Here is a 24,380-nt window from a genome sequence, read left to right as displayed (position 1 = left end):
GACACGCCCGGACCCGAGAAGATGCAGAATACTCACCTGATCGCCGCCGGAGCCCTTGCCATCGCACTCGCGGCCCTCGCATCCACGCTCGCCGGCTCCGAGCCGGAGCAGGTCGCCCGGCCTCTCGTTCCGCGGCCGATCGCGGTGGGCGCGATTGCGCCGGCGGCCGAGACGCACCTGATCGAGCGGCCGGGCCTCTACGGTCTCGGGCCGCAGCCGGTGCACGGGCGCTATGCGATCGTCTCGGACTCGCTCGTGCGGCTTGACCCGGCGACGATGATGGTGCGCTCGGTCATCCGGCGGCAGGTGCATCCGGTCGATTGAACCTCAGCCCCTGAGCAGCGCCTCGGCCGCCGCGCGTGCCTCGGCCGTGACGGTCTCCCCCGCCAGCATCCGCGCGATCTCGTCCACGCGCTCGGCCTCGGCCAGCGGCGTCACCACCGTCCGCGTCGTCTCGTCGGAGGCCGACTTCGCGACGAGGAAATGGTCGGCTCCGCGCGCAGCGACCTGCGGCGCATGCGTCACGACCAGAACCTGCGCGTCCTCGGCGATCCGGGCGAGGCGGCGGCCCACGGCATCCGCGGTCGCGCCGCCGACGCCACGGTCGATCTCGTCGAAGATCATCGTCACCGGCTCGGACCCGTGCGCGAGGCAGACCTTCAGCGCCAGCAGGAAACGGGAGAGCTCGCCCCCCGACGCGATGCGGTCGATCGGCCCGGCCGGGGCGCCGGGGTTGGTGGCGACGACGAACTGCACCGCGTCGCGGCCGTCGGGGCCGGGCTCGCCCGGCTCCACGAGGGTCTCGAAGCGGGCGCGTTCCAGCTTCAGCGGCGCAAGCTCCTGCGCCATCGCGGCGTCGAGCCGAAGCGCCGCCGCTTTCCGCGCCTTCGTGGCGGCATCGGCTGCGCGCTCGTAACCGGATTCGGCTGCCGCGAGCGCCTCGCCAAGCCGCGCAACCTCGCCCTCCCCCGCCTCCAGTCGTTCCAGCCGCCCGCGCAGGTCATCGGCCAGCACCGCGAGATCATCCGGCAGCGTGTCGTGCTTGCGGGCGAGGGCGCGGATGGCGAACAGCCGCTCCTCCGCCGCTTCCAGTTCCTCCGGCGCGAAGTCCATCGCCCGCAGCGCCGCTTCGATCCCGCTCGTCGCCTCGCCCAGCTCGATCAGCGCCCGCCCGAGCGCCGCGAGCGGGTCCTCGAGGGCGCCTTCCACCCCTTCGGCCGCGTCCTCGAGCCAGCGGGATGCGTCAATCATCGCCCCCTCCGCCCCCTGAGAGCCAAGCGCGTTCAGCGCCCGCACCACATCCTCGCGGAAGCGCGCCGCCGCCTGCATGCCCCTCCGGCGGGTGTCGAGTTCCGCATCCTCGCCCGGCTGCGGGGCGAGACGGTCGAGCTCCGCCACCGCATGACGCAGGAACTCCTCCTCGGCCTTCGCGCTCGCAAGCGCCTCCGCCGCCGCCGCCAGCCCGGCAACGGCATCGCGTCGGGCTGCCCAGGCGGCGCGCACCGGAGCGGTATCCAGCCCCGCGAAGGCGTCGAGCAGCGCCCGGTGCCCGCGCGGGTTCAGCAGGCCCCGGTCGTCGTGCTGACCGTGCAACTCCACGAGGCTCTCGCCGAGCGCGCGCAGCATCTCGGCCGAGCTGCGGCGGTCGTTCACATAGGCGGTCTTGCGGCCCTCGGGCGTGGCGGTGCGGCGCAGGACCAGCTCGTCCTCGGCCGCCAGCCCCGCCTCGGCCAGGATCCCGTGCGCCGGATGACCCGGCGGCAGCGCGAACACCGCCGTCACCTCGCCCTGCGCCGCGCCCTGCCGCACCACATCCGCCCGCCCGCGCCAGCCGAGGACGAAGCCGAGCGCGTCGAGCAGGATCGACTTTCCCGCCCCGGTCTCGCCGGTCAGCACGTTGAGGCCGGGGCCGAACTCCAGCTCCTGCCGCTCGATCAGCAGCATGTCGCGGATGTCGAGATGCCGCAGCATCGCGGCCTCCCCTCAGAGCCAGCGGCCCTCTATCACCTGGCGGTAGACGTTGGTCAGCCAGCTGTCGCCGCGCGCTTCCGGCGCCAGATTGCGGCCGCGCAGGGTCGCATAGGCGTCCTGGTAGAAGGGCGAGGACTGGAAGTTGTGGCCGAGGATCGCGCCCGCGGTCTGCGCCTCGTCGGTGAGACCGAGGGCGAGATAGCTCTCGACCAGCCGCATCAGCGCCTCGGGGGTGTGGGTGGTGGTCTGGAACTCCTCCACCACGACGCGGAAGCGGTTGATGGCGGCGGTGTAGTGGCCGCCGCGCAGGTAGTAGCGGCCGATCTCCATCTCCTTCGCGGCGAGATGGTCGAAGGCGAGGTCGAACTTCAGGATCGCCGAGCGCGCATATTCGCTGTCGGGATAGAGCTCGATCACCTCGCGCAGCCCCTGCAGCGCCTGGAAGGTCAGGCCCTGGTCGCGGCCGACATCGTCGATCTGGTCGTAGAAGCTGAGCGCGAGGAGGTATTTCGCATAGGCCTCGTCCTCGTCGCCGGGATAGGCGTCGATGAAGCGCTGCGCGGCGCCGCGCGCGTCCTCGTAGTTGCCGGCGCGGTGATAGCTGAAGGCCTGCATGATCAGCGCGCGCCTGGCCCATTCGGAATAGGGGTAGAGCCGCTCGACCTCGGAGAAGTAGTAGACCGCCTCGCGCGGGCGGTCGTTGTTCTCCAGCTCGTATTCGCCGCGCTGGTAGATTGCCGCGGCGTCGAAGTTCTCGAGCGAGTGGCGGGTGCCCGAGGGGCCGCCCCCACGCTCTCCGCAGCCGGCCAGCAGCACGGTGACGGCGAGCGCCGCGAGGGTTGCCCTTGATGCGAATCCCGCCATGCCGTTCCGCCTGTCCCCTGCATCGCCGCGCGTGGCCTGCAGGGGCCCCGTCGCGCACGGTCCGAACCTGCTAGCATAGATATCTGGGGCGCGCAAAATGGCAATCGCCCGCGGCCGCAGCCGGGTCAGCCCGCGGCCGAGCGCAGCGTTGCGGCGGGCCCGGCGGCAGGCTGCCGCGCCGCCGGAGGCAGCGCGAGGCCCTGTCCGGGCAGCCGCGCGTCGAGGTCGCCCGTGCCCTCGACCAGTTCCCAGGCGGTCTCGTCCGCGAAGAGAGCCCGCAGCAGCCGGTTGGTCAGCGCATGGCCGCCACGGCTGGTGCTGAAGCGCGCCAGCAGCGGCGCCCCGGCAAGCGCGAGGTCGCCAAGCGCGTCCAGCATCTTGTGGCGCACCGCCTCGTCCGGGTGGCGCAGCCCGCCGGGCGTCAGCACCTCCGTGCCGTCGATCACCACGGCGTTCAGGTAAGAACCGCCGCGCGCCAGCCCGGCCGCCTGCATCGCCGCCACGTCCTCGAGCCGGCAGAAGGTGCGGCTGTCGGCCAGTTCGCGCACGAAGCTCGCCTGCGTGATGTCGAGTCGCTTGCGCTGCCTGCCGATCGCGGCGTCGGGGAAGTCGATCTCGAACTCGATCTCAAGGTGGTCGCCCGGCGCGAGCGCGGCCCAGGCCAGCCCCTCGCGCACCTCGACCCGCTCTCGCACCCGGATCGCCCGCGCCGGGGCGTTCTGCGGCACGATGCCGGCGGCGAGGATGCCGTCCACGAAGGGCGCCGCCGAGCCGTCGAGGATCGGCACTTCCGGCCCGTGCAGGTCGATCAGGGCGTTGACGATCCCGGTCCCGGCAAGCGCCGCCATCACATGCTCGATGGTCGAGACCGTGACCCCGCCCTCGCCTTCCAGCAGCGTGCTGAGGCGCGAGGGCGAGACCTGGTGCCAGAGCGCGGGGATGCGCGGCCGGCCGCGAAGGTCGGTGCGGCGGAAGATGATGCCGTGTCCGGCCGTGGCAGGCCGGATCACCAGCCGCGCAGGCGCCCCGGTGTGGAGGCCCACCCCGAGGAACGCCGCGTCCTGTCTGATTGTCGCCTGCATCGCCACTGTCCTGCCCGAGTCATTCGGCCCGACCTCTCGCGGGTCCGGTCTGGATGACTGTCATCTAGTCTTCGTGCGGCATGTCTCAATTAACAAATTATGAACGGATGAAACAGTTTGGCGCGGGAAGCTGCGCTGCAGGCAACAAATGAGGCCGCCTTGGGGGAGGCCTCGGGGACGGTGTTGCCGGAAACGTGACGGCCTGGTGACGGCTCAGTTCGCCTGGCGGCGCAGGAAAGCCGGGATCTCGACCGGATCGTCGTCGCGCGCCGGCTCGTCAATTCCGTCGAACTCGTCCTGAGTCGAGCGGCGATGCGCGACGCGCTCGCTGATGCGATCGGCGAGCGTCGCGGAGGACGGCTTCGCCCCGCCTTCGGCATGGCCCGACATCCGCTCGAGCATCCGGGCGAGGCCCCCCATACGGCCCGCGGCGGGCGCGGCCTGCGGCGCCTGCTCCGGCGCGCGCTGACCGCGGGGATCAAAGGAAGGCGCGCGCGCGGCGGCGCGGTTCACCGCGTTCGATACCCGGTCGAGCATCTGCGGCGCGGGCTGGCCGGCGGGACGCGCGGGGGCGGTGAAGCTCGCCGCATCGTCGCCGAGGCGGGCGGTCGCCGGGCGCAGGTCCTGCCGCTGCTCGGGCGCGGGGCGATAGGCCGGCTCGGGCATGCCCTCGTCCTCATGCGCGCGGCTCGCGGCCAGGACGCGCGGGTCGGCGGTCGGCGCGACACGGCGCGGCGGCACCGGCAGGTCGTCCTCCTCGGCCACGGCCGGACGGGCGGCCGGCGCGGGCTGCTCCTTCTGCGTGACCGAGGGGTTCTGTGTCAGCGGCGCGCTCATGCTGCGGCGGGGATGGGGCACCTCCGCCGCGGCCGGCTCGGCGTCGATGCCGGTCGCCACGACCGAGACCCGCAGCGCGCCTTCCATGGTCTCGTCCAGCGTCGAGCCGACGATGATGTTGGCGTCGGCATCCACCTTCTCGCGGATGATGTTGGCGGCCTCGTCCAGCTCGAACAGCGTGAGGTCGTAGCCGGCGGTGATGTTGATGAGGACGCCCTTGGCGCCGTGGAGGCTGATCTCGTCCAGCAGCGGGTTGGCGATCGCCTTCTCTGCCGCCTGCACCGCGCGGTTCTCGCCCGTGGCCTCGCCCGCGCCCATCATCGCCTTGCCCATCTCGTCCATCACCGCGCGCACGTCGGCAAAGTCGAGGTTGATGAGGCCCGGACGGACCATCAGGTCGGTCACGCCCTTGACGCCCTGGTGCAGCACGTCGTCGGCCATGGCGAAGGCGTCGGTGAAGGTGGTCTTCTCGTTGGCGAGCCGGAACAGGTTCTGGTTCGGGATAACGATCAGCGTGTCCACGACCTTCTGCAGCGCCTCGATGCCCGCATCGGCCTGGCGCATGCGCTTCACGCCCTCGAACTGGAAGGGTTTGGTCACGACGCCGACGGTCAGGATGCCCATCTCGCGCGCGGCCTGGGCGATGATCGGCGCGGCGCCGGTGCCGGTGCCGCCGCCCATGCCGGCGGTGATGAAGCACATATGCGCGCCCATCAGGTGATCGACGATGTCCTCGATCGTCTCCTCGGCCGCGGCGGCGCCGATGGCCGGGTTGGCGCCCGCGCCGAGGCCCTCGGTCTTCTTGGGGCCGATCTGGATGCGCGAGCGGGCCCGCGACTGGGCGAGCGCCTGGGCGTCGGTGTTCGCCACGACGAACTCCACCCCTTCGAGCTGCTGGTCGATCATGTTGTTGACCGCGTTGCCGCCCGCGCCGCCGACGCCGAAGACCGTGATCCGCGGCCGCAGCTCATCGTCTTCCGTCATCATGAGGTTGAGTGCCATTCGCCCGTATCCCTTGTTCCGCCGGGCTTTCCGCCCGATTACCGCTCGACGCCGGTCCGAACCCGTCCCCCGGTTCATTCCCAGCTTACCCCCGGAGGACGCCTCGCGTCACCCGAAAACCACAGACTGTCCACAAAATCGTGTGGATAGACTCAGTAGAATCGGCGGCATCTTGCCGATTCGCCGAATTGTGGTGGCGGCGGCCGTTCCGCCGTTCACCAGTTGTTTCGGAACCAGCGATAGGCCCGCTTGAGGCTGCGCGCCGGATAGCGGTCCGCGGGCATCTCGAAGTCCCACCATTCGTCCTGCGGATGCGCCGCGAAGAGGGCGAGGCCCACGGCCGAGGCGAAGCAAGGGTCGGTCAGCTGATGCGCGAGGCCCTGGATCCGCAGCGGCCGCCCGATCCGCACATTCGGCCCCAGCATCCGCGCCGCGAGTCCGTCGAGGCCCGGAATCTGGGCGCCGCCGCCGGTCAGCACGATCTGCTGGCTGGGCATGTGCTCGAATCCGGCCGCATGCAGCACCTCGGCCACCCGCTCGAGAATCTCCTCGACCCGCGGGCGCATGATGCCGATCAGGTCGGCGCGGCTGACGGTGCGGCGGTCGGTCTCCCAGTCGCCGGTCTCGCCGCCGAGCTCGATCATCTCGCGGTCGTCGCGTCCCGTCGCCTCGATGCCGCCGTTGAGGGTCTTGAGCCGCTCGGCCACCGCCTGGCTGACGCGCAGTCCCTGGGCGATGTCGGAGGTGATCTGGTTGCCGCCGAGGCGCACGGCATCGGCGAAGATCATGTGCTTCTTGATGAAGACCGAGACGCCCGTCGCCCCGCCGCCGAGGTCGATGCAGGCCGCTCCCAGCTCCTGCTCGTCCTCGACGAGCGAGGCGAGTCCGCTGACATAGGCCGAGGACGCGACGCCCGCGAGTTCGAGGTCGCAGCGCCGGATGCATTGCGCGAGCGCCCCGAGCGACAACCCGTCCGCCGTCAGGACGTGCATGTCCACCGCCATCCGGTTGCCCATCAGGTCGCGCGGATCCGCGAGGCCCGAGCGGTGGTCCACGGCGAAGTTCACCGGCTGCGCATGCAGCACCTCGCGCGAGCGGCCGAAGTCGGGCGCGTCGCAGGCGGCCAGCACGCGGGCCACGTCCTGCTCGGCCACCCGGCCCGCAGGCAGCGCGATCTCGCCCGCGAGGCCGTAGGAGGACGGCCGCCCGCCCGAGAAACAGGCGATCACATGGTCCACCCGCTCGCCGGCGAGCTTCTGCGCCGCCTGAACGGCGGTGCGGATCGCACGCTCGGTCTCGGAGACGGTCTCGATCTCGCCGAAGCGCACCCCGCGCGAGCGCGTGGTCGCGGCGCCGATGACGCGGAAGTTCGACTGCCCGGCCATCGGCCCGACCCCGTCGGTGGCGCGGAACTGGCCGGGGCCGTCGAAGCGCAGCACGAGGCAGGCGATCTTGGAGGTGCCGATGTCCAGCACCGCGATCAGCCCGCGCTGCAGCGCCGCGCGGCGCATCGCCCGCATGGACCGCTGGACCTGATACAAGTCGCTCACCCCTCGCCCCTCCTCATGCCGCCGGCTTCTTGCCGGTCGTGTTTGTGTCTTCCGGCAGCGGCTGGCCGTCAGGTCCCAGCAGCCCCTCGCCCCGCGCGCCGCGGATGGCGTTCTGGGCATCCAGCCCGAGGCGGATCGCGGTCCGCTGCGGATCGCGCAGGTCGAGCGCCGCCACGTCGCGGTCGAGCAGGCCAGTGTCGCGGTGCATGGCGAGCGCGCGTTCGAGGGCGGCGAGCGCGCCCTCCGCCGGCAGCATGATCCGCTGCCCGCGGTCGAGCGCCACGTCCCAGCGACGCTCGCCCATCCGTTCGAGCCCGCGCAGCCGCGGCAGGATCGGCCCGGCGGCGTCTATCAGCGCCATGGCTTCGGCGGCGGCGGCGTCCGCCCCTGCGCCCGCCAGCATCGGCAGGTCGGGCCGCGCCTCGCGGCTCTCGACCGAGTTCACGCGGTGGCCGGTCTCGTCGATCAGTTCGATCCCCTGCGCGTGGCGCCAGAGGGCCGCCGGCTCGCGCTCGACCACCACGGCCGAGAGGACACCATCCGGCATGATCCGCAACTCGACGCTCTTGACGGCATCGAGCCGCAGCACCCGCGCCCGTAGCATGTCGAGGTCGAGATCGAAGCTCGAGGCGGGCAGCGTCACCGGCAGCATGGCCCGCATGGCGCGGTCCACCGTGTCGGAGGCGCCGTCGATGCGCATCGCCTTGACCATGAAGGCGTCGCGGGTCTGCACCTGCTCGATCACGCCATCCACCTGCGCGGTGAGGCTGGCGCGGCGGTCGGGATCGCTGAGCCAGAGGCCGGCGACCATCGCGATGATGAAGGCGGGCAGGCCGACGCGCAGCAGCCGGCGGTAGAGCGGCGTGAGCCACATGCGATGCAGCCGGTAAGCCAGCCGCGAGGGCGCCGGGTCGCGGCGCGGAGGGCGCGGGGCGGGACGGGCGCCGGCGCGGATGGGCGCGGGCCGGGCGGACCCGTCGCCGTCGAAGAACCGGGGCGTCAGTCCCTGCACAGCGCGTCCTCCACGATCCACGCGCAGAGCGCCGGGAAATCGAGCCCCGCCGCCGCCGCCTGCTCGGGCGAGAGCGAGGTCGGCGTCATGCCGGGCTGGGTGTTGGTCTCGAGGAGGATCAGCCCCTCGGCGCCCTTCGATTCGTCCCAGCGGAAATCGGTGCGCGTCAGCCCGCGGCAGCCAAGCGCCTCATGGGCGCGCACGGCGTAGTCGCGGCAGAGGGCGTCGATCTCGGCCGGGATCTCGGCCGGGATGACATGGCGCGATCCGCCGGGCGCGTATTTGGCGTCGTAGTCGTACCAGCCGTCGGTGATGATGTCGGTCACGCCGAGCGCCCGGTCGCCGAGGACCGAGGTGGTCAGCTCGCGCCCCGGCGCATAGGCCTCGACCATCCAGACGCCCGCGGTCACGGGCGCGAAGCCGTTGCCGTTCTCGCGCACGATATGGACGCCGACGCTGCTGCCCTCGGCGTTCGGCTTGACCACATAGGGCGGCGTCAGCACGTGGCGGGCGGCGACCTCGGCCGCGCAGGCAAGGCGGCTCTCGACCACCGGCAGACCGGCGGCGCGGAAGACCTCCTTGGCGCGGGTCTTGTCCATGGCGAGGGCCGAGGCGAGCACGCCGGAATGGGTGTAGCGGTAGCCGAGCCACTCCAGCAGGCCCTGGACGCAGCCGTCCTCGCCCCAGCGGCCGTGCAATGCGTTGAACACGACGTCGGGCCGGGCCTCGGCCAGCCGCGCCGGCAGGCTCGCGCCCGCGTCGGCCGCAAGCGCGACCTCCACCACCTGATACCCCGCCCGCCGCAGCGCGGTCGCGCATTCACGTCCCGACGAGAGCGACACCTCGCGCTCGGCCGAGGGTCCGCCCATCAGGACGGCGACGGTCTGGGCTGCCCTGCTCGACATGCCCGCCACGTTCTGCCTTTCGCCCCCGCTTTGCCGCGGGGTTGTTCTGCGGCGCTGCACGCTGCGGTTGATCCGCCGTCACGCGCGCCGATGGAGGGAGCGTAGCGGAAGGGCGCGCGCGGGGGAAGCGGGAAGAGGGAAGTGGCGACGGAAAACACGCTCGTCGCGAGCGTATCGAGACAAAGGTCAGCGTTCGCCCTGGTGGACGCAAAGCGTCCGCCGTGGGGAGGGCGGACGCTGACCGATCCGCGGGGCGGATCGGTCGTCCCGTGGCTGAGGTTGCGCGCAAATGGGCACAGGGTCCCGCTTGCGGACGCGGGAGGATGGCGGGTGCGTGGGAACCGCGCAGCCTACGGCGGAAAATGAAGCAGTGTGCGTTCTACGAACGCACCGCCACCCTCGCGCCGCTCACGCCTCCTGCATCCCCGCCCCCACATTCCCGTCCTTCGCCGCGTCGCCCGAGCCACCGCCGCGCGCCGCCTTCACCGACTCCTCGAGAATCCCGAGCGCCTCGTCGAACACGTCATCCGGGATCGTCAGCGGCGCCAGGAACCGGATCACGTTGCCATAGACCCCGCAGGTCAGCAGGATCAGCCCGCGCTTCAGCGCCTCCTCGCGGACGCGGTTGGTCATCTCGGGGTTGGGCCTGTCGCTGCCCGCCACGTTGAACTCCACCGCGTTCATGAAGCCGGGGCCGCGGATGTCCACGATCTCCGGCACCTCGTCGCGCAGCCCCGCGAGGCGCTGCTTCAGCCGCTGGCCGAGGCGGACGGCGCGCTCGTTCAGGCCTTCCTCCTCGATCACGTCGAGCACCGCATGCGCCGCTGCGACCCCCAGCGGGTTGCCGTTGTAGGTGCCGCCCAAGCCGCCCGGATCGGGGCTGTCCATCACCTCGGCCCGGCCGGTCACGGCGCTGATCGGCAACCCGCCGCCGAGGCCCTTGGCCATGCAGGTGATGTCCGCCGCGACGCCGTGATGCTCCATCGCGAAGAGCTTGCCGGTCCGCGCGAAGCCGGTCTGCACCTCGTCGGCGATCAGCAGCATGCCGTGCTCGTCGCAGATCTCGCGCACCTTCCGCATGAAGCCGGCCGGGACCTCGTAGAAGCCGCCCTCGCCCTGCACCGGCTCGACGATGATCGCCGCCACGCGCTTCGGGTCAATGTCGGCCTTGAAGAGCTTGTCGAGCGCCCGCGTCGCGTCCTCCTGGCTCACGCCCAGCAGGTCGTTCGGGAATGGCAGGTGCCAGACGTCCGGCATCATGGCGCCGAAGCCCGCCTTGTACGGCTGCACCTTGCCGGTCAGCGTCATGCCCATGAAGGTGCGGCCGTGGAAGGCGCCGGTGAAGGCGACGACGCCGGGGCGGCCGGTGTAGTGGCGCGCGACCTTGACCGCGTTCTCGACCGCCTCGGCGCCGGTGGTGGCGAAGATGGTCTTCTTCTCGAAGTCGCCGGGCACGAGCCGGTTCAGCCGCTCGGCCAGCGCCACGTAGCTCTCGTAGGGCACGACCTGGTGGCAGGTATGGGTGAAGCGGTCGAGCTGCGCCTTCACCGCCGCCATCACCTTCGGGTGGCGGTGGCCGGTGTTCACCACGGCGATCCCGGCGGCGAAGTCGATCCAGCGCTTGCCGTCGCGGTCCCAGATCTCGGCGTTCTCGGCCCGCTCGGCGTAGATCTGCGTGGTCATGCCGACGCCGCGCGAGATGGCGGCGTTCTTGCGGTCGGTCATCTGCGTGTCGGCCATCTTCGGCGCTCCTCCCTGGGGTTGGCCCCTTCTAGCCGCGCCGCCGGCACCGTTCCAGTGCGGCGGCTCTTGCCTGCCCGCGCCCGCTGCGACAGGGTTCCGGCGACCCGTGGAGGCCCGCCATGCCCGTCCGTCCCAACCGCGCGCTCGCGGCCGCCGTCCTAAGGGCCGGGGGCAGCGCGCCGGTGCCGCCCGACCTCGCCCCGCGGCGCTGATGTTCCCGATCCGCGACCACAACCCCTCCGAGGGCACGCCATACGTCACGATCACGCTCATCGCGCTGAACCTGCTGATGTTTTTGCTCACGACGCCCTGGCTCGGCGGGATGGAGCGGCTGTGGACGGAGCTGGCGCTCTACCCGGTCGCGGTGCTGCACGGCAGTCACCTCTGGGGCCTCGTCAGCCACATGTTCCTGCATGCCGGGCTGCTGCATATCGGCGGCAACATGCTGTTTTTGTGGATTTTCGGCGACAACCTCGAGGAGCAGATGGGGCCTGTCGGCTTCCTCGTCTTCTACCTCGCCTGCGGCCTCGCCGCCGCCGCCGCGCAGATCGCAATGGATCCGTGGAGCCCGATCCCGATGGTCGGCGCCTCGGGCGCCATTGCCGGAGTGATGGGGGGCTACCTGCTGATGTTCCCGCGCGCCCGCGTGGACGTGATCGCGATCGTCATCATCATCATCAAGCGGTTCACGATCCGCGCCTGGGTGGTGCTGGTGGCCTGGTTCGCGCTGCAGATCCTCGGCGGCTGGACCGCAGGGCCGGAGGGCGGCATCGCCTACTGGGCCCATACGGGCGGCTTCGTGGCCGGGGTGGTGTTTGCGGTGCCGCTGTTCCTGCGCCGCGGCGGGCGGGCCTTCTGGGACCGCACCCGAGGGCATCCGCCGCATCCGCCGACCTTCCACGAGAGCCGGGTGCCGGTGGTGCGGCGATGAGCCTGCCGGAGGTCGGCCCGCGCCATCGCCTGACCTGCCATTGCGGCGCGGTCGAGCTGGCCGTGACGCTGAAGAACGGGCTGAGGGGCGCGCGCCGCTGCGACTGCTCCTTCTGCCGCAGGCGGGGCGCGATGACGGTGAGCGCGCCGCTGGATGGCGTCGAGATCGTGCGGGGCGCGGAGGTGCTGAGCCTCTACCAGTTCGGCACCATGACCGCGCAGCACTGGTTCTGCTCGCGTTGCGGCATCTACACCCACCACCGCCGTCGGTCGAACCCGACCGAATACGGCGTCAACGCGGGCGCGCTCGAGGGGGTGAACCCGCGCGACCTCGATCCGGTGCCGTGGGCGGACGGGGTGAACCACCCGTCCGACCGAGGCATCAGAACGTGATCTTCACCGAGGGTGCGCTGCGCTGCGCCTCGCCGTGGAACACGGCCTCGATGTTGTTGCCGTCGGGATCGAGCAGGAACGCGGCATAGTAGCCGGGATGATAGGGCCGCTCGCCCGGCGGGCCGTTGTCGATGCCGCCCGCCGCCAGCCCGGCCTTGTGGAACGCCTCGACCATCTCCCGGTCGCGAGCCTGAAAGGCGAGGTGGTGGCGGCCCGTCAGTTGTCCCGCTGCCGCCGCGCTGTCGGCGGTCGAGACGAAGAGTTCGTCGGCCCAGAAGTAATCCGCCTCGGTGCCGCCGATGGGCACCCCGAGCGCGCCCAGCACCGCCTCGTAGAAGCGGCGGCTTGCGGCAAGATCGCGCACGATGAGCTGGATGTGGTCGATCAGGCGGCCGCGATGCAGTTCCTGCGCTTCCATGGCTTCCCCCAGCTGGACCCGCCCGCAACGCCGGCCGGTCCGGGGGGTTCCTGCGTCAGGCTTCCCGCAGCGTCTCTGCCAGCGTTCCGAAGAGCTGCGTGTTGGCGCAGACGATCCCGCCCGACTCCAGCGGGCTCTCGCCCGGCGTGAGGCCTTCGACGAAGCCCCCGGCCTCGCGCACGAGGATGATCCCGGCGGCGACGTCATGGGCATGGACGCCCCGCTCCCAGTAGCCGTCGAAGCGGCCCGCGGCGACATAGGCGAGGTCCAGCGCCGCCGAACCCCAGCGGCGGATGCCCGCGGTCTGCGGCGAGACGCGGGCGAGGTCGCGCAGCAGCGCCGGCAGCTCGCGGCTGCCGCCCCAAGGCACGCCCGTGGCGAACACCGCCTCGGCCATCTTGCGCCTTCCGCTGACGCGCAGGCGGGTGTCGTTCATCCAGCCGCCCTCGCCCTTCTCGGCCCAGAAAAGCTCGTCCTTCACCGGGTCGAAGATCACGCCCGCGACGATCTCGCCCTTGTGTTCGAGGGCGATGCTGATGCCCCAATGCGGCATCCCGTGCAGGAAGTTGGTGGTGCCGTCGAGCGGGTCCACGATCCAGCGCCGGGTCGGGTCCTCGCCGGGCTCCGCCCCGGTCTCCTCGCCCAGCCAGCCGTAGTTCGGCCGCGCGCCGCGGAGTTCCTCCTTGATCACCCGCTCGGCCTCGCGGTCGGCGCGGGTCACGAAATCGCCCGCGCCCTTGACCGAGACCTGCAGGTTCTCGACCTCGCGGAAGTCCTTCACGAGCCCGCGCGCCGCCTTGCGGGCGGCCTTGATCATCACGTTGAGATTGGCGCTCGGCATCGGTGGGCCTCCGGTCTGGGAAGCCGGCGGATTACTTGCGCCGTCCGCCGAAGGGAAGGGGGGACGCCGGAATAGCAGCAGCCGGGGGGAAGTGATAGGATCGCGGGCAGCACCCCGTTTCGCGCGTGACGTCGAACTAGGAAAGGGCCCGCCCATGAGCGCCCCCGCTGTCCGGCCGCAATCCGGCCGCTCCTCCGCCAAGGCCGCCGCGGTCTGCCTCCTCGGCGTCCTGCTTCCCGCAGCGGCGGCGCAGGCTCAGGCGCTCACCGAGGTCTGGCGGCTCGGCGGCTTCAACGCCCCCGAATCCGCCATGTTCGACCCGGCGACCGGGCAGATCGTCGTCTCGCAGATGGGCGCATTCGGCCCGGAGGCGGATGGCAGGCTCAGCCTGGTGTCGCCCGAAGGCGCGATGATCGAGGCCGACTGGGTGACGGGCCTCGTCGATCCGAAGGGGATGGCGGTGGTCGACGGCACCCTCCATGTCGCCGATCCCGACAGGCTGCACCGCATCGACATGGCCACCGGAGAGCAGGTCGGGCCGATCCCCGTGCCGGGGGCGCAGCTTCTGAACGACGTGGCCGCCGATGCCGAGGGCACGGTCTATGTCAGCGACATGCTCGCCGGCAGCATCTATCGGATTCAGGGCGAGGCGGTGGATCAGGTGCTGCCGGAGGGCGGGCTTTCCCTGCCGAACGGCCTCCTTGTCGATGACGGCAACCTCCTCGTGGGCTCCTTCGGTGAAGGGCTGGCCGACGATCTGTCGGTCGCAAGCCCCGGTGGGCTGTGGCGGCTTGATCTGGCCAGCGGCAAGGTCGCGCCGGTTCCCGGCACCGAGGCGAGCGGCAGCGTGGACGGAATCGCCCGGCTGGGCCAGCGGGTGATCTATGACGATTTCCAGACCGGGCGCATCCTGGCGCTCAGCGGCGATGAGCTGACGACGCTGGCCGAGACCGCACGCACGGCGGCCGATCTCGGGACGGCGGGAGATTTGCTGCTGGTCCCGGTCACGGCGGCGGGCGAGGTTATCGCCTATCGCCTTGCGCCGGAGTGATCAGCGCAACAACCGGATCGGCTCGGTCCGCGCGAGGCGCAGGAAATGGCCCATGAACGGCAGGCCGAGGTCGCCCTCGCGCACCGCCGCCAGCACCCGCCGCAGCACACCGCCGGGCCCGAGGCGCAGGAAGGCCAGTTCCGGGTTCGCGGCCTCGCGGCGCAGCACCCAGTCGGGCAGCACCGTGACGCCCCGGCCCGACGCGACCAGCATCAGCGCCACGGCCGACTGCTCGACCTCGCGCACCGACGCGGGTTCGACCCTCGCAGGCGTCAGGAAATGCGAGAACACGTCGAGGCGCGCGCGGTCCATCGGATAGGTGATGAGCGTCTCGCCGGCGAGGTCCTCGGGCGCGACCCAGCCGCGCTCGGCCAGCGGGTGCGAGGCGGGGACCGCCAGCAGGGGCGCGTAGTCGAACAGCGGCTGGTAGATGATGCCGTCCAGCGGCTCGGGGTCGGAGGTCACCACGAGGTCGGCCGTCTCGCGGATCAGCGCGGGCAGGGCCTGAAAGGCGAGGCTGGCGCGGATGTCGATATCGACCGCGGGCCAGGCCCGGCGGAAGCGGTCCATCACAGGCAGCAGCCAGTCGAAGCAGGCGTGGCATTCCATCGCCACATGCAGCCGCCCGGCGCTGCCGGCCTCGACGGCGCGGAACTCGTCCTGCGCGGCCTCGATCAGCGGCAGCACCTGCTCGGCCGTCCGCAGCAGCCGCAGCCCGGCCGCGGTCAGCCGCAGCGGCTTGCCGCGGCGCACGACCAGTTCCACCCCGGCCTGCCCCTCCAGCCCCTTCAGCTGATGGCTCAGCGCCGATTGCGTCAGGTTCAGCGCCTCGGCCGCGCGGGCGAGGCCGCCGTGGCGGTGGATCGCGGCGATGGTGCGGAGGTGGCGGAGGTCGAGATGCATGAGCCGGTTTCAAGACGATCTTGCGGAGGATGAGTTTGTCTCACGCTGGCTGCCGTGTCACAAGCGCAGAAATCACGGAGTCCCGTCATGTCCCGCCCCCGCCTCAGCTTCGAGTTCTTCCCCCCTCGGTCGCTCGACGCCTCTTTCCGCCTCTGGGAGACGGTGCGCGAACTGGCGCCGCTCGACCCCGCCTTCGTCTCCGTCACCTACGGCGCCGGCGGCACCACGCGGCAGCTGACGCATGAGGCGGTGACGACCATCGGCAGTCATTACTGGGTCAGCGTGGCCGCGCATCTGACCTGCGTCGAGGCCAGCCGCGAGGAGACGATGGCGATCGTTGACGGCTACGCGAAAGCCGGCGTGCGCGAGATCGTGGCCCTGCGCGGCGACGCGCCGCAAGGGACCGACCGCTTCACCCCGCACGCGGATGGCTTCGCCTCCTCGGTCGAGCTGATCGAGGCGATCGCGGCGCGCGGCGACATGCAGGTCCGCGTCGGCGCCTATCCCGAGCCGCATCCCGATTCGGCCGACACCGCCGCCGATGTCGCCTGGCTCAAGCGCAAGATCGACGCCGGGGCTTCAAGCGCGATCACGCAGTTCTTCTTCGAGGCAGACACCTTCTTCCGCTTCCGCGACGCCTGCGCCGATGCCGGAATCACTGCGCCGATCATCCCCGGTATCCTTCCGATCCAGTCATGGGAGGGCGCCAAACGCTTCGCCGCACGCTGCGGCACCGCGGTTCCCGCCGGTCTGGACGAGGCCTTCGCCACCGCCCGCCGCGACGGGCGCGAGCAGCTTCTGGCGACCGCGATCTGCGCCGAACTCTGCGATGCGCTGATCGAGGGCGGCGTGGAAGACCTGCATTTCTACACGCTGAACCGGCCGGAAATGACGCGGGACGTATGTGCGGCCCTCGGGATTCTGGCGGCGCCGAGGCTGGAAGCGGTGGCGTGAGGACGGTGCGTGGGGACCACGCACCCTACCCCAGCCTCGGATCATGCCGCGTAGGGTGCGTTCTTCGAACGCACCCTACCCTACACCCCCGCCTCGACGATGGCCCGCGCGAGGATCGGCACCGTGTCCCGGTTCAACCCCGCTATGTTGATGCGCGAATCGCCCACGATATAGATCGCCGCATCGCGCTTGATCGCCTCGACCTGTTCGGGCGTGGCCCCGAGGCGCGAGAACATGCCGCGGTGCTCTTCGATGAAGTCGAAGCGGTTGCTGCCGGTCAGGTCGCGCAGTTCGCCCGCTAGCTGCGACCGCAGGGCCAGCATGTGGTTGCGAACCTCCTCCAGTTCCGCCTTCCAGTCCGCCGCAAGCTCCGCATCGCCGAGGATCGTGCTGACGATCCGCGCGCCGTGGTCGGGCGGGAAGCTGTAGGTCTGGCGGTTGAGAAACGCCATCGCCCCCTGTGTCAGATCGCGCGCGGCAGGGTAGCTCAGCGCCAGCAGCACGCCGGTCCGCTCGCGGTAGATGCCGAAGTTCTTGCTGCAGGACGCCGCGATCAGCGTCTCGGGCAGACGCGCGGCGATCAGGCGGGTGCCCTCGGCGTCCTGGTCGAGCCCATCGCCAAAACCCTGATAAGCGAGGTCGATCAGTGGTAGCGCGCCGGTCCGCTCCAGCAGGCCGGCGACCTCCTCCCACTGCGTCGCGGTCAGGTTCGCCCCGGTCGGGTTGTGGCAGCAGCCGTGCAGCAGCACCACGTCGCCGGGTTGGGCCTGCGCCAGATCGGCGGCCATGCCCTCGAAATCGACGCCCCGCGTCTCGGCGTCGAAATAGCGGTAGGCGCGCTTCGGAATGCCCATGAAGTCGAGGATCGACAGGTGGTTGGGCCAGGTCGGGTCGGAATACCAGACCGTCAGCCCCGGCGAGGCCATCCGCGCCAGTTCCAGCCCCTGCCGGATCGCGCCGGTGCCGCCGACAGTCGCGAGGCTCGCCAGCCGGTCCGCGGGCGGCTCGCCGAGGATCATCGCCGCCATCGCATCGCGGAAGGCGGGCTCGCCCGGCAGCGCGGTGTAGGACTTGGTCGTCTCGGTCTCGAGCATCCGCTGCTCGGCCGCCTTTACCGCGCGCATGATCGGCGTGTTGCCGCTCGCGTCCTTGTAGACCCCGACGCCGAGGTCGATCTTGCCCTGCCGCGTATCGGCGCGGAACTCGCCCATCAGGGCGAGGATCTTGTCAGGCTGTTGCGGCTTGAGATTGCCCAGCATCATGCGTCTCCGGTGGCGATCCTGAGGTCGGGGAAGCTGCCCCATTCGGCCCATGAGCCGTCATAGAGCGACCAGTCGCGGTGGCCCAGCCGTTCGAGCGCAAGGGCGAGGACCGCCGCGCTAACGCCGGAGCCGCAGGTTGTGATCACAGGCCGCGAGAGGTCTACTCCGGCACCCTCGAAGGCGGCGCGCAGGACCTCCGGCGCCTTCATCGTGCCGTCCTCGTTCAGCAACTCGGTGAAGGGCAGGTTGCGCGCGCCGGGGATATGGCCCGAACGCAGGCCGGGCCGCGGCTCCGGCGCCTCGCCGCGGAAGCGGGCGGCGGGGCGGGCGTCCACGATCGTCGGCCCGCCCAGCTTCGAGGCCGCGGCAACCTGCGTCACGTCGCGCACGAGGCCCGCCTGCCGCGAGGCCGTCATGTGCCGGTCGCGCAGGATCGGCGGCATGTCCTCCACCGGGCGGCCCTCGGCCTGCCATTTCGGAAAGCCGCCGTCGAGCACCGCGACATCGGTCTTGCCCATCAGCCGGAAGGTCCACCAGACCCGCGCCGCGCTGAAGATCCCGCTGCCGTCATAGACCACGACCTGATGCCCGTCGCCGACGCCCATCGCGCGCATGCGGCTGACGAACATCTCCGGCGGCGGCGCCATATGCGGCAGGTCCGAGCGGGTGTCGGCGATGGCGTCGATATCGAAGAAGCGGGCGCCGGGGATATGCGCGGCTTCATATTCGGCGCGAGGGTCGCGGCCTTCGCCGGGCAGATACCAGCTCGCGTCGATCACCCGCAGGTCGGGATCGTTCAGATGCGCGGCCAGCCAGCCGGTCGAGACCAGCACCGTCGGATCGTCCGTGCCCGCCATTCCTCTTGCCTCTCGCCTTGCCCCGCGCCTGCCCTCGCTTTACTGGCGCGGGCAGGCAGCGGCAATGCCCGGCCCGGCAACCCGGGCGCCAGTGCGCCGTTATGGTCCCATGCGCGCCGACGAGATCCTTTTCCCGACCGACTCCGGCCTCTATTGCGCGCCGGGGGATTTCTACATCGACCCGGTGCGGCCGGTGGAACGCGCGCTGATTACCCACGGGCATAGCGACCATGCGCGCGCGGGGCATGGCGCGGTGATGGCGACGCGGCAGACGCTCGACATCATGGCGATCCGCTATGGCGAGGATTTCGCCGGAACGAGGCAGGCGGCGGAGGGCGAGACGCGCATCGGCGGCGTCACGGTGCGGTTCCATCCCGCGGGCCATATCCTCGGCTCGGCGCAGGTGGAGATCGTGCCGGACGAGGGCCCGCGCATCACCGTCTCCGGCGACTACTGCCGCACGCCGAACCCGGTCTGCGCGCCGTGGGAGCCGGTCCCCTGCGACGTTTTCGTGACCGAGGCGACCTTCGGCCTCCCGGTCTTTCGCCACCCCGACCCGCTGGAGGAAACCCGGCGCCTCCTCGCCTCGATGGCCGAGTTTCCCGACCGCGCGCATCTGGTCGGCGCCTACCCGTTGGGCAAGGCCCAGCGGATGATCGCGCTGCTGCGGCAGGCGGGATATGACGCGCCGATCCATCTTCATGGCGCGATGGAGCGGCTGACCGATTATCACGTGGCCGAAGGCATCGAGCTTGGCGAACTTCGCCCGGCCACGGTGCCAAAGGAGATCGAGGGGCAGGTCGTGATCGCGCCGCCCTCGGCCTTCGCCTCGCCCTGGGTGCAGCGGTTCCGCGACCCGGTCATCTGCTTCGCCTCCGGGTGGATGGCGGTCCGCGCCCGCGCCCGGCAGCGGCGCGTGGAGCTGCCGCTGGTCATCAGCGACCATGTGGACTGGCCGCAACTGACGCAGACGCTCAAGGAACTGGCCGCGAGGGAGGTCTGGGTCACGCATGGGGCCGAGGACGGCGTGCTGCGGTGGTGCGAGCTGAACGGGATCGCCTCGCGCCCGCTGCGCCTCGTCGGCTACGAGGACGAGCCGGAATGAGGGATTTCGCCCGCCTCCTCGAACGCCTCGCCTTCACGCCGGCCCGCAATGCCAAGCTGACGATCCTGCGCCACTACCTCGAGCGCACGCCGGACCCCGACCGGGGCTATGCCTTGGCGGCGCTGACCGGCGAGTTGAAGCTCAGGACCGTCACGCCGTCGCTGCTGCGCGGACTGGTGGCCGAGCGGGTGGACCCGGTGCTGTTCGCGCTAAGCTACGATTTCGTGGGCGACCTCGCCGAAACCATTGCGCTGATCTGGCCCGAGGGCGAGCCGCGGCATCTCGGGCTGGCCGAGGCGGTGAAACTGCTCCAGACCACCGGCAAGGCGGCGCTCCCCGCCGTGATCGCGCAGACCCTCGACGGCCTCGACGCCTCCGAGCGGCTGGCTTTCCTGAAGCTCGCCACCGGCAACATGCGCGTCGGCCTCTCGGCCCGCCTCGCGCGGACCGCGCTGGCCGAGATGGGCGGTCCGACGCTGCCCGAGATCGAGGAGTTGTGGCACGGCCTCTCGCCGCCCTACATTAACCTGTTCGAGTGGATTGCAGGCGGCCCGCGCCCGGAACGCGCCGCGCTTGCGCCCTTCCGCCCGGTCATGCTCTCCACCCCAACCGACCTCGACCAGCTCCGCGCCCTCGACCCGGCCAAGCATCTGGCCGAGTGGAAATGGGACGGCATCCGCGTGCAGGCGGTCAGCGAGGGCGGCGTGCGGCGGCTCTATTCGCGCACGGGCGAGGATATCTCGGGCAGCTTCCCGGACGTGATCGAGGCGATGAACTTCGAGGGCACGGCCGATGGCGAGCTGCTGGTCCGCCGTGCCGGGGAGGTCGCGACCTTCAACGACCTGCAACAACGGCTGAACCGCAAGACCGTCGGCAAGGCGCAACTCGCCAGCCACCCGGCGGGCCTCCGGGTCTATGACCTGCTGATCTGGGAGGGCCGCGACCTGCGCGACCTGCCGCTGGCCCGCCGCCGCAAGGTGCTGGAAGCGGCGGATTTCGGCTCCGACCGGATCGACATTTCGCAGGTGCTGGGTTTCACGACATGGGACGACCTCGCCGCCCTGCGCGCCGACCCGCCCGAGCCGGTTATCGAAGGGGTGATGATCAAGCGCTGCGATTCCCCCTATGTCGGCGGTCGCCCACGCGGGCCGTGGTTCAAGTGGAAGCGCGATCCGATGACGGTGGACGCGGTGCTGATGTATGCCCAGCGGGGTCACGGCAAGCGCTCGGGGTTCTACAGCGACTTCACCTTCGGGCTCTGGGCCGGGGGGGAGCTGGTGCCGGTCGGCAAGGCCTATTTCGGCTTCACCGACGAGGAGCTGCGCGAATTGGACCGCTTTGTGCGCAACAACACCACCGAGCGGTTCGGCCCCGTGCGCGCGGTCGCCCCGAAGCTGGTGCTGGAGGTCGCCTTCGAGGGCGTGAACCGCTCGGCCCGCCACCGCTCGGGCGTGGCCATGCGCTTCCCCCGGATCAGCCGCATCCGCTGGGACAAGCCGGTGGCCGAGGCCGATGTGCTGCCGACGCTCGAGGCGATGATCGGCGGCGGCCCGGCGCAGACCACGCCGCGCAAATCCGGGCGTCGCGCGTGAGCCTGCCGCCCGATTTCGCCGCCTGGTTCGCGTCGAAGGGCTGGTCCCCGCACCCGCATCAACTGGCGCTGCTGGAGGCGGAAGGCGACACGCTGCTGATCGCGCCGACGGGCGGGGGCAAGACGCTGGCCGGTTTCCTGCCGACGCTCGTGGCCCTCAAATCTTCGTACGAAGATTTGCGTTCAGATCGTTCGTCCGAACGATCCGGGCTGCACACGCTCTATGTCTCGCCGCTGAAGGCGCTGACGGCAGACATCGGCCGCAACCTCGCCCGGCCCATCGCCGAGCTTGGCCTGCCGATCCGGGTCGAGGACCGCACCGGCGACACGGGGCAGGCGCAGCGGCAGCGGCAGCGCACCGACCCGCCGCATATCCTGCTGACCACGCCCGAGAGCCTCGCGCTGATGCTCTCCTACCCCGAGGCACCGCGGATTTTCGGCGGCCTGCGCCGGGTGATCCTGGACGAACTGCACGCGCTGGCCGAGAGCAAGCGGGGCGATCAACTGATGCTGGGCCTCGCCCGGCTCCGGAGTCTTTCGCCGGGGCTGACCGCGACCGGCCTCAGCGCAACGGTTGAGGATCCCGCGGCGCTCGCCCGCTTCATGGGCGGGGCCGAGGTGCTGCTGGCCGATCCCGGCCCCGATCCCGACATTGGCATGCTGGGGACGACCGCACCGGCGCCGTGGTCCGGCGGCAACGGGCATTACTCGGTCCCCGACGTGCTCGACGCCGTCCGCGGGGCGCAGACCACGATCATCTTCATCAACACGCGCGCGCAGGCGGAACTGTATTTCCAGCGGCTCTGGGCTGTGAATGACGAGAACCTGCCCATCGGCATCCATCACGGTTCGCTCGCCCGCGAGCAGCGGCAGCGGGTCGAGGCGGCGATGGCGGCGGGGGAGCTGCGCGCGGTCGTGGCGACGGGCAGCCTCGATCTCGGCATCGACTGGGGCAGCGTCGATCAGGTGATCCAGGTCGGCGCGCCGAAAAACGTGAAGCGCCTCGTGCAGCGGATCGGGCGCTCGAACCACCGCTACAACGCGCCCTCGAAGGCGAGGATCGTGCCCGCGAACCGGTTCGAGGTGATCGAATGCGTCGCCGCGCTCGAGGCGGTGCGCGAGCGTGACCTCGACGGCGAGGATCGCGGGCCGGGTCCGCTGGACGTGCTCTGCCAGCACATCCTGCTGACTGCCTGCGCCGGGCCGTTCGACGCCGATGCGCTCTATGCCGAGGTGCGGCGGGCCGGTCCCTATGCCGGGCTCTGCCGCGCCGATTTCGACGATTGCCTCGAGTTCTGCGCCACCGGCGGCTACGCGCTGCGCGCCTATGACCGCTGGAAGCGGCTGATGCTGCGCGACGGGCTCTGGACCCTCCGCGACCCGCGCGCCGTGCGAGACCTGCGGATGAACATCGGCACCATCGTCGAGGCCGAGATGGTGAAGGTCCGCCTGCGCGGCCGCGGCGGCAAGCCGCTGGGCGAGGTCGAGGAAGCCTTCGCCGCCACCCTGGTTCCCGGCGACACCTTCCTCTTCGGCGGCCGGACGGTTCGCTACGAGGGGATGCGCGAGTTGACGCTGGAGGTCTCGCCCAACCCGCACCGCGAGCCGAAGATCGCGGTCTATGGCGGGCTGAAGCTCGCCATGTCCACGGAACTCAGCCACCGGGTGCTGGCGCTGCTGGGCGACCCGGACCGCTGGGCGGCGCTGCCGGAAAACACCCGCGACTGGCTGGCGCTGCAGGCCGAGGTCTCGCGCGTGCCGGGGCCCGGGGTGCTGCTAGCCGAGACCTTCCCGTATCAGGGGCGCTGGCATCTGGCGGTTTACGGCTTCGCCGGGCGGAACGCCTTGCAAACGCTTGGGCTGCTGCTGACGAAGGAGATGGAGGCGGCGGGGCTGGGACCGCTGGGCTTCCTCGCCACCGACTACGCGCTGCTGGTCTGGTCGGTGGACCCGGTCCTCGATGTGGGCCCGCTGCTCAACCGGGAACGGCTGCGGCACGGTCTCGACGCCTGGCTCGCCGGCAACACGGTGATGAAGCGCACCTTCCGCAACGTCGCCATCGTCGCCGGGCTGATCCAGCGCAACAACATCGGCGCGCGGCGCACGGGGCGGCAGGCGACGTTCAGTTCCGACATCCTCTATGACACGCTGCGGAAGTATGACGCCGGGCACCTGCTGCTCAGGATCACCGCGCAGGAGGCGGCGCGGGGCCTCGTCGATTTCGGCCGGATCGAGGAGATGCTGGACCGCTCGCCCGTCCTTGACCACCGCATCCTCGACCGCGTAACCCCGCTCGGCGCGCCGCTGATGCTTGAAATGGGGCGGGTGCGGATCGAGGGCCAGGGCCGCCTGCGGCTGGCCGAAGACGAGGCCGCGGCGCTGATGGCGGAGGCGGGGCTGGCGTGACCGGCTCGAGGGCTTGGGCATGGACGGATACCGCTTCGACTGGCACGGGCTGCGGCTCGAGGCGCGGGCCTCGGGCGCGCTCTGGTGGCCGGAGGCGCGGTGGCTGCTGGTGGCCGATCTGCACCTTGGCAAGTCCGAGCGCATGGCCCGGCGCGGCGGCGCGCTGCTGCCGCCCTATGAGGGGCTGGCGACGCTGGAGCGGCTCGGGGCGGAGATCACGGCGCTCGATCCGGCGGTGGTAGTGAGCCTCGGCGACGGGTTCGACGACGACGCAGCGAGCGGCGGGCTGGACGCGACTGTCCGCGCGATGCTGGAGGATCTGGCGCGGGGGCGCGACTGGCTGTGGCTCGCGGGCAACCACGATCCGCTGCGGGCGGCGGCCAGCCTGCCGGGCCGGATCGCGGCGGAGGCCGCGATGGGCGGCGTGACCGCGCGGCACGAGGCGGGCGCGGGGCCGGATATATCGGGGCATTTCCATCCCGTCGTGCGCCTCGGCGGCGGGCGGCGCCGGGCCTTCCTGATCGGCGCGCAGCACCTGATCCTGCCGGCCTTCGGGGCCTACACGGGTGGGCTGGACGCGAACGCCCCCGCGCTTGCGCGGCTCGCCGGCGGCGGGCTGGCGGTAGCCTGTCTGCACCGGGCGGTGCCGGTGCCGCTCGCGCGGATGGCGGGGTGAAAGGCAGAAGGCCGCCACAGGGGCGGC

General features: G+C 71.2%; 22 protein-coding genes. 9 read left to right on the top strand and 13 right to left on the bottom strand.

The window, feature by feature from the left end; translation table 11 throughout:
• The first annotated feature begins 21 nt into the window (after positions 1-21).
• Positions 22-324: a hypothetical protein gene (locus tag GI374_RS01110; RefSeq protein ID WP_154335166.1), complete on the top strand. Its 303-nt coding sequence runs from the start codon at positions 22-24 to the stop codon at positions 322-324.
• A gap of 3 nt (positions 325-327) precedes the next feature.
• Here GI374_RS01110 and recN read toward each other — a convergent pair whose 3' ends face one another.
• From recN to GI374_RS01070, 8 genes are all read right to left on the bottom strand, one after another.
• On the bottom strand, positions 328-1,971 hold the full coding sequence (recN, locus tag GI374_RS01105) for a DNA repair protein RecN (RefSeq protein ID WP_154335165.1): 1,644 nt from the start codon (positions 1,969-1,971) through the stop codon (positions 328-330).
• A 12-nt stretch (positions 1,972-1,983) separates the two neighbouring features.
• Positions 1,984-2,835: an outer membrane protein assembly factor BamD gene (locus GI374_RS01100; protein ID WP_154335164.1), complete on the bottom strand. Its 852-nt coding sequence runs from the start codon at positions 2,833-2,835 to the stop codon at positions 1,984-1,986.
• 125 nt (positions 2,836-2,960) lie between these two features.
• Positions 2,961-3,917, bottom strand: coding sequence for a UDP-3-O-acyl-N-acetylglucosamine deacetylase (gene lpxC, locus GI374_RS01095; RefSeq protein ID WP_154335163.1), 957 nt, complete (start codon positions 3,915-3,917; stop codon positions 2,961-2,963).
• A 213-nt stretch (positions 3,918-4,130) separates the two neighbouring features.
• Positions 4,131-5,756, bottom strand: a complete 1,626-nt coding sequence (ftsZ, locus tag GI374_RS01090) for a cell division protein FtsZ (RefSeq protein ID WP_154335162.1) — start codon at positions 5,754-5,756, stop codon at positions 4,131-4,133.
• Positions 5,757-5,971: 215 nt separating this feature from the next.
• Positions 5,972-7,306, bottom strand: a complete 1,335-nt coding sequence (gene ftsA / locus GI374_RS01085) for a cell division protein FtsA (RefSeq protein ID WP_370515079.1) — start codon at positions 7,304-7,306, stop codon at positions 5,972-5,974.
• Between the two features lie 13 nt (positions 7,307-7,319).
• A complete protein-coding gene (locus GI374_RS01080) occupies positions 7,320-8,318 on the bottom strand; it encodes a cell division protein FtsQ/DivIB (protein ID WP_370515078.1) in 999 nt (332 codons plus the stop codon).
• A complete protein-coding gene (locus tag GI374_RS01075) occupies positions 8,306-9,223 on the bottom strand; it encodes a D-alanine--D-alanine ligase (RefSeq protein ID WP_154335161.1) in 918 nt (305 codons plus the stop codon). The genes GI374_RS01080 and GI374_RS01075 overlap by 13 nt, the downstream gene beginning before the upstream one ends.
• Positions 9,224-9,631: 408 nt before the next feature.
• Positions 9,632-10,963 carry a 4-aminobutyrate--2-oxoglutarate transaminase gene (locus GI374_RS01070; RefSeq protein WP_195759798.1) on the bottom strand — a complete coding sequence of 444 codons (1,332 nt, stop codon included), beginning with the start codon at positions 10,961-10,963 and terminating at the stop codon, positions 9,632-9,634.
• Positions 10,964-11,177: 214 nt separating this feature from the next.
• On the opposite strand from GI374_RS01070, the gene GI374_RS01065 reads away from it, so the two are divergent.
• Positions 11,178-11,897: a rhomboid family intramembrane serine protease gene (locus tag GI374_RS01065; protein ID WP_154335160.1), complete on the top strand. Its 720-nt coding sequence runs from the start codon at positions 11,178-11,180 to the stop codon at positions 11,895-11,897.
• Complete coding sequence (locus tag GI374_RS01060) at positions 11,894-12,289, top strand: GFA family protein (protein WP_154335159.1); 396 nt, start codon at positions 11,894-11,896, stop codon at positions 12,287-12,289. The genes GI374_RS01065 and GI374_RS01060 overlap by 4 nt, the downstream gene beginning before the upstream one ends.
• Here GI374_RS01060 and GI374_RS01055 read toward each other — a convergent pair.
• Both GI374_RS01055 and GI374_RS01050 read right to left on the bottom strand, forming a co-directional pair.
• On the bottom strand, positions 12,279-12,707 hold the full coding sequence (locus GI374_RS01055) for a VOC family protein (protein WP_154335158.1): 429 nt from the start codon (positions 12,705-12,707) through the stop codon (positions 12,279-12,281). The two genes, GI374_RS01060 and GI374_RS01055, sit on opposite strands and share 11 nt — an antisense overlap.
• Before the next feature lie 55 nt (positions 12,708-12,762).
• Positions 12,763-13,548 carry an inositol monophosphatase family protein gene (locus tag GI374_RS01050; RefSeq protein WP_154335157.1) on the bottom strand — a complete coding sequence of 262 codons (786 nt, stop codon included), beginning with the start codon at positions 13,546-13,548 and terminating at the stop codon, positions 12,763-12,765.
• Positions 13,549-13,702: 154 nt separating this feature from the next.
• On the opposite strand from GI374_RS01050, the gene GI374_RS01045 reads away from it, so the two are divergent.
• Positions 13,703-14,599 carry a hypothetical protein gene (locus GI374_RS01045; protein ID WP_154335156.1) on the top strand — a complete coding sequence of 299 codons (897 nt, stop codon included), beginning with the start codon at positions 13,703-13,705 and terminating at the stop codon, positions 14,597-14,599.
• Here GI374_RS01045 and GI374_RS01040 read toward each other — a convergent pair whose 3' ends face one another.
• Positions 14,600-15,502: a LysR family transcriptional regulator gene (locus GI374_RS01040; RefSeq protein WP_154335155.1), complete on the bottom strand. Its 903-nt coding sequence runs from the start codon at positions 15,500-15,502 to the stop codon at positions 14,600-14,602.
• Positions 15,503-15,589: 87 nt separating this feature from the next.
• Here GI374_RS01040 and metF point away from each other — a divergent pair, with 87 nt between their 5' ends.
• A complete protein-coding gene (metF, locus tag GI374_RS01035; protein ID WP_154335154.1) occupies positions 15,590-16,456 on the top strand; it encodes a methylenetetrahydrofolate reductase [NAD(P)H] in 867 nt (288 codons plus the stop codon).
• 80 nt (positions 16,457-16,536) lie between these two features.
• On the opposite strand, the gene GI374_RS01030 is transcribed toward metF, so the two are convergent.
• Positions 16,537-17,715 carry an amino acid aminotransferase gene (locus GI374_RS01030; RefSeq protein ID WP_154335153.1) on the bottom strand — a complete coding sequence of 393 codons (1,179 nt, stop codon included), beginning with the start codon at positions 17,713-17,715 and terminating at the stop codon, positions 16,537-16,539.
• Complete coding sequence (gene sseA, locus GI374_RS01025) at positions 17,715-18,575, bottom strand: 3-mercaptopyruvate sulfurtransferase (protein WP_154335152.1); 861 nt, start codon at positions 18,573-18,575, stop codon at positions 17,715-17,717. Before sseA ends, GI374_RS01030 begins: the two co-directional genes overlap by 1 nt.
• A gap of 109 nt (positions 18,576-18,684) precedes the next feature.
• Here sseA and GI374_RS01020 point away from each other — a divergent pair, with 109 nt between their 5' ends.
• The 4 genes from GI374_RS01020 to pdeM are packed head-to-tail and all read left to right on the top strand — an operon-like array spanning position 18,685 to position 24,353.
• Complete coding sequence (locus tag GI374_RS01020) at positions 18,685-19,680, top strand: ligase-associated DNA damage response exonuclease (RefSeq protein WP_154335151.1); 996 nt, start codon at positions 18,685-18,687, stop codon at positions 19,678-19,680.
• Entirely contained in the window at positions 19,677-21,272 is a 1,596-nt protein-coding gene (locus GI374_RS01015) for a cisplatin damage response ATP-dependent DNA ligase (RefSeq protein ID WP_154335150.1), read from the top strand. Before GI374_RS01020 ends, GI374_RS01015 begins: the two co-directional genes overlap by 4 nt.
• Positions 21,269-23,677, top strand: a complete 2,409-nt coding sequence (locus GI374_RS01010; RefSeq protein ID WP_370515077.1) for a ligase-associated DNA damage response DEXH box helicase — start codon at positions 21,269-21,271, stop codon at positions 23,675-23,677. The genes GI374_RS01015 and GI374_RS01010 overlap by 4 nt, the downstream gene beginning before the upstream one ends.
• A gap of 19 nt (positions 23,678-23,696) precedes the next feature.
• Positions 23,697-24,353, top strand: coding sequence for a ligase-associated DNA damage response endonuclease PdeM (gene pdeM / locus GI374_RS01005; protein ID WP_154335149.1), 657 nt, complete (start codon positions 23,697-23,699; stop codon positions 24,351-24,353).
• Positions 24,354-24,380: the final 27 nt, after the last annotated feature.

The sequence above is a fragment of the Paracoccus sp. S-4012 genome (assembly GCF_009674885.1).
Taxonomy (GTDB): domain Bacteria; phylum Pseudomonadota; class Alphaproteobacteria; order Rhodobacterales; family Rhodobacteraceae; genus Paracoccus.
The sequence above is the reverse complement of the archived record's forward strand: the minus strand, read 5'-3'. Positions and strand labels throughout refer to the sequence as shown.

Coding starts and splice junctions, on each gene's coding strand:
- GI374_RS01110 (WP_154335166.1), top strand. CDS start 22: ATGCAGAATACTCACCTGATCGCCGCCGGAGCCCTTGCCATCGCACTC.
- recN (WP_154335165.1), bottom strand. CDS start 1,971: ATGCTGCGGCATCTCGACATCCGCGACATGCTGCTGATCGAGCGGCAG.
- GI374_RS01100 (WP_154335164.1), bottom strand. CDS start 2,835: ATGGCGGGATTCGCATCAAGGGCAACCCTCGCGGCGCTCGCCGTCACC.
- lpxC (WP_154335163.1), bottom strand. CDS start 3,917: ATGCAGGCGACAATCAGACAGGACGCGGCGTTCCTCGGGGTGGGCCTC.
- ftsZ (WP_154335162.1), bottom strand. CDS start 5,756: ATGGCACTCAACCTCATGATGACGGAAGACGATGAGCTGCGGCCGCGG.
- GI374_RS01075 (WP_154335161.1), bottom strand. CDS start 9,223: ATGTCGAGCAGGGCAGCCCAGACCGTCGCCGTCCTGATGGGCGGACCC.
- GI374_RS01070 (WP_195759798.1), bottom strand. CDS start 10,963: ATGGCCGACACGCAGATGACCGACCGCAAGAACGCCGCCATCTCGCGC.
- GI374_RS01065 (WP_154335160.1), top strand. CDS start 11,178: ATGTTCCCGATCCGCGACCACAACCCCTCCGAGGGCACGCCATACGTC.
- GI374_RS01060 (WP_154335159.1), top strand. CDS start 11,894: ATGAGCCTGCCGGAGGTCGGCCCGCGCCATCGCCTGACCTGCCATTGC.
- GI374_RS01055 (WP_154335158.1), bottom strand. CDS start 12,707: ATGGAAGCGCAGGAACTGCATCGCGGCCGCCTGATCGACCACATCCAG.
- GI374_RS01050 (WP_154335157.1), bottom strand. CDS start 13,548: ATGCCGAGCGCCAATCTCAACGTGATGATCAAGGCCGCCCGCAAGGCG.
- GI374_RS01045 (WP_154335156.1), top strand. CDS start 13,703: ATGAGCGCCCCCGCTGTCCGGCCGCAATCCGGCCGCTCCTCCGCCAAG.
- GI374_RS01040 (WP_154335155.1), bottom strand. CDS start 15,502: ATGCATCTCGACCTCCGCCACCTCCGCACCATCGCCGCGATCCACCGC.
- metF (WP_154335154.1), top strand. CDS start 15,590: ATGTCCCGCCCCCGCCTCAGCTTCGAGTTCTTCCCCCCTCGGTCGCTC.
- GI374_RS01030 (WP_154335153.1), bottom strand. CDS start 17,715: ATGCTGGGCAATCTCAAGCCGCAACAGCCTGACAAGATCCTCGCCCTG.
- sseA (WP_154335152.1), bottom strand. CDS start 18,575: ATGGCGGGCACGGACGATCCGACGGTGCTGGTCTCGACCGGCTGGCTG.
- GI374_RS01020 (WP_154335151.1), top strand. CDS start 18,685: ATGCGCGCCGACGAGATCCTTTTCCCGACCGACTCCGGCCTCTATTGC.
- GI374_RS01015 (WP_154335150.1), top strand. CDS start 19,677: ATGAGGGATTTCGCCCGCCTCCTCGAACGCCTCGCCTTCACGCCGGCC.
- pdeM (WP_154335149.1), top strand. CDS start 23,697: ATGGACGGATACCGCTTCGACTGGCACGGGCTGCGGCTCGAGGCGCGG.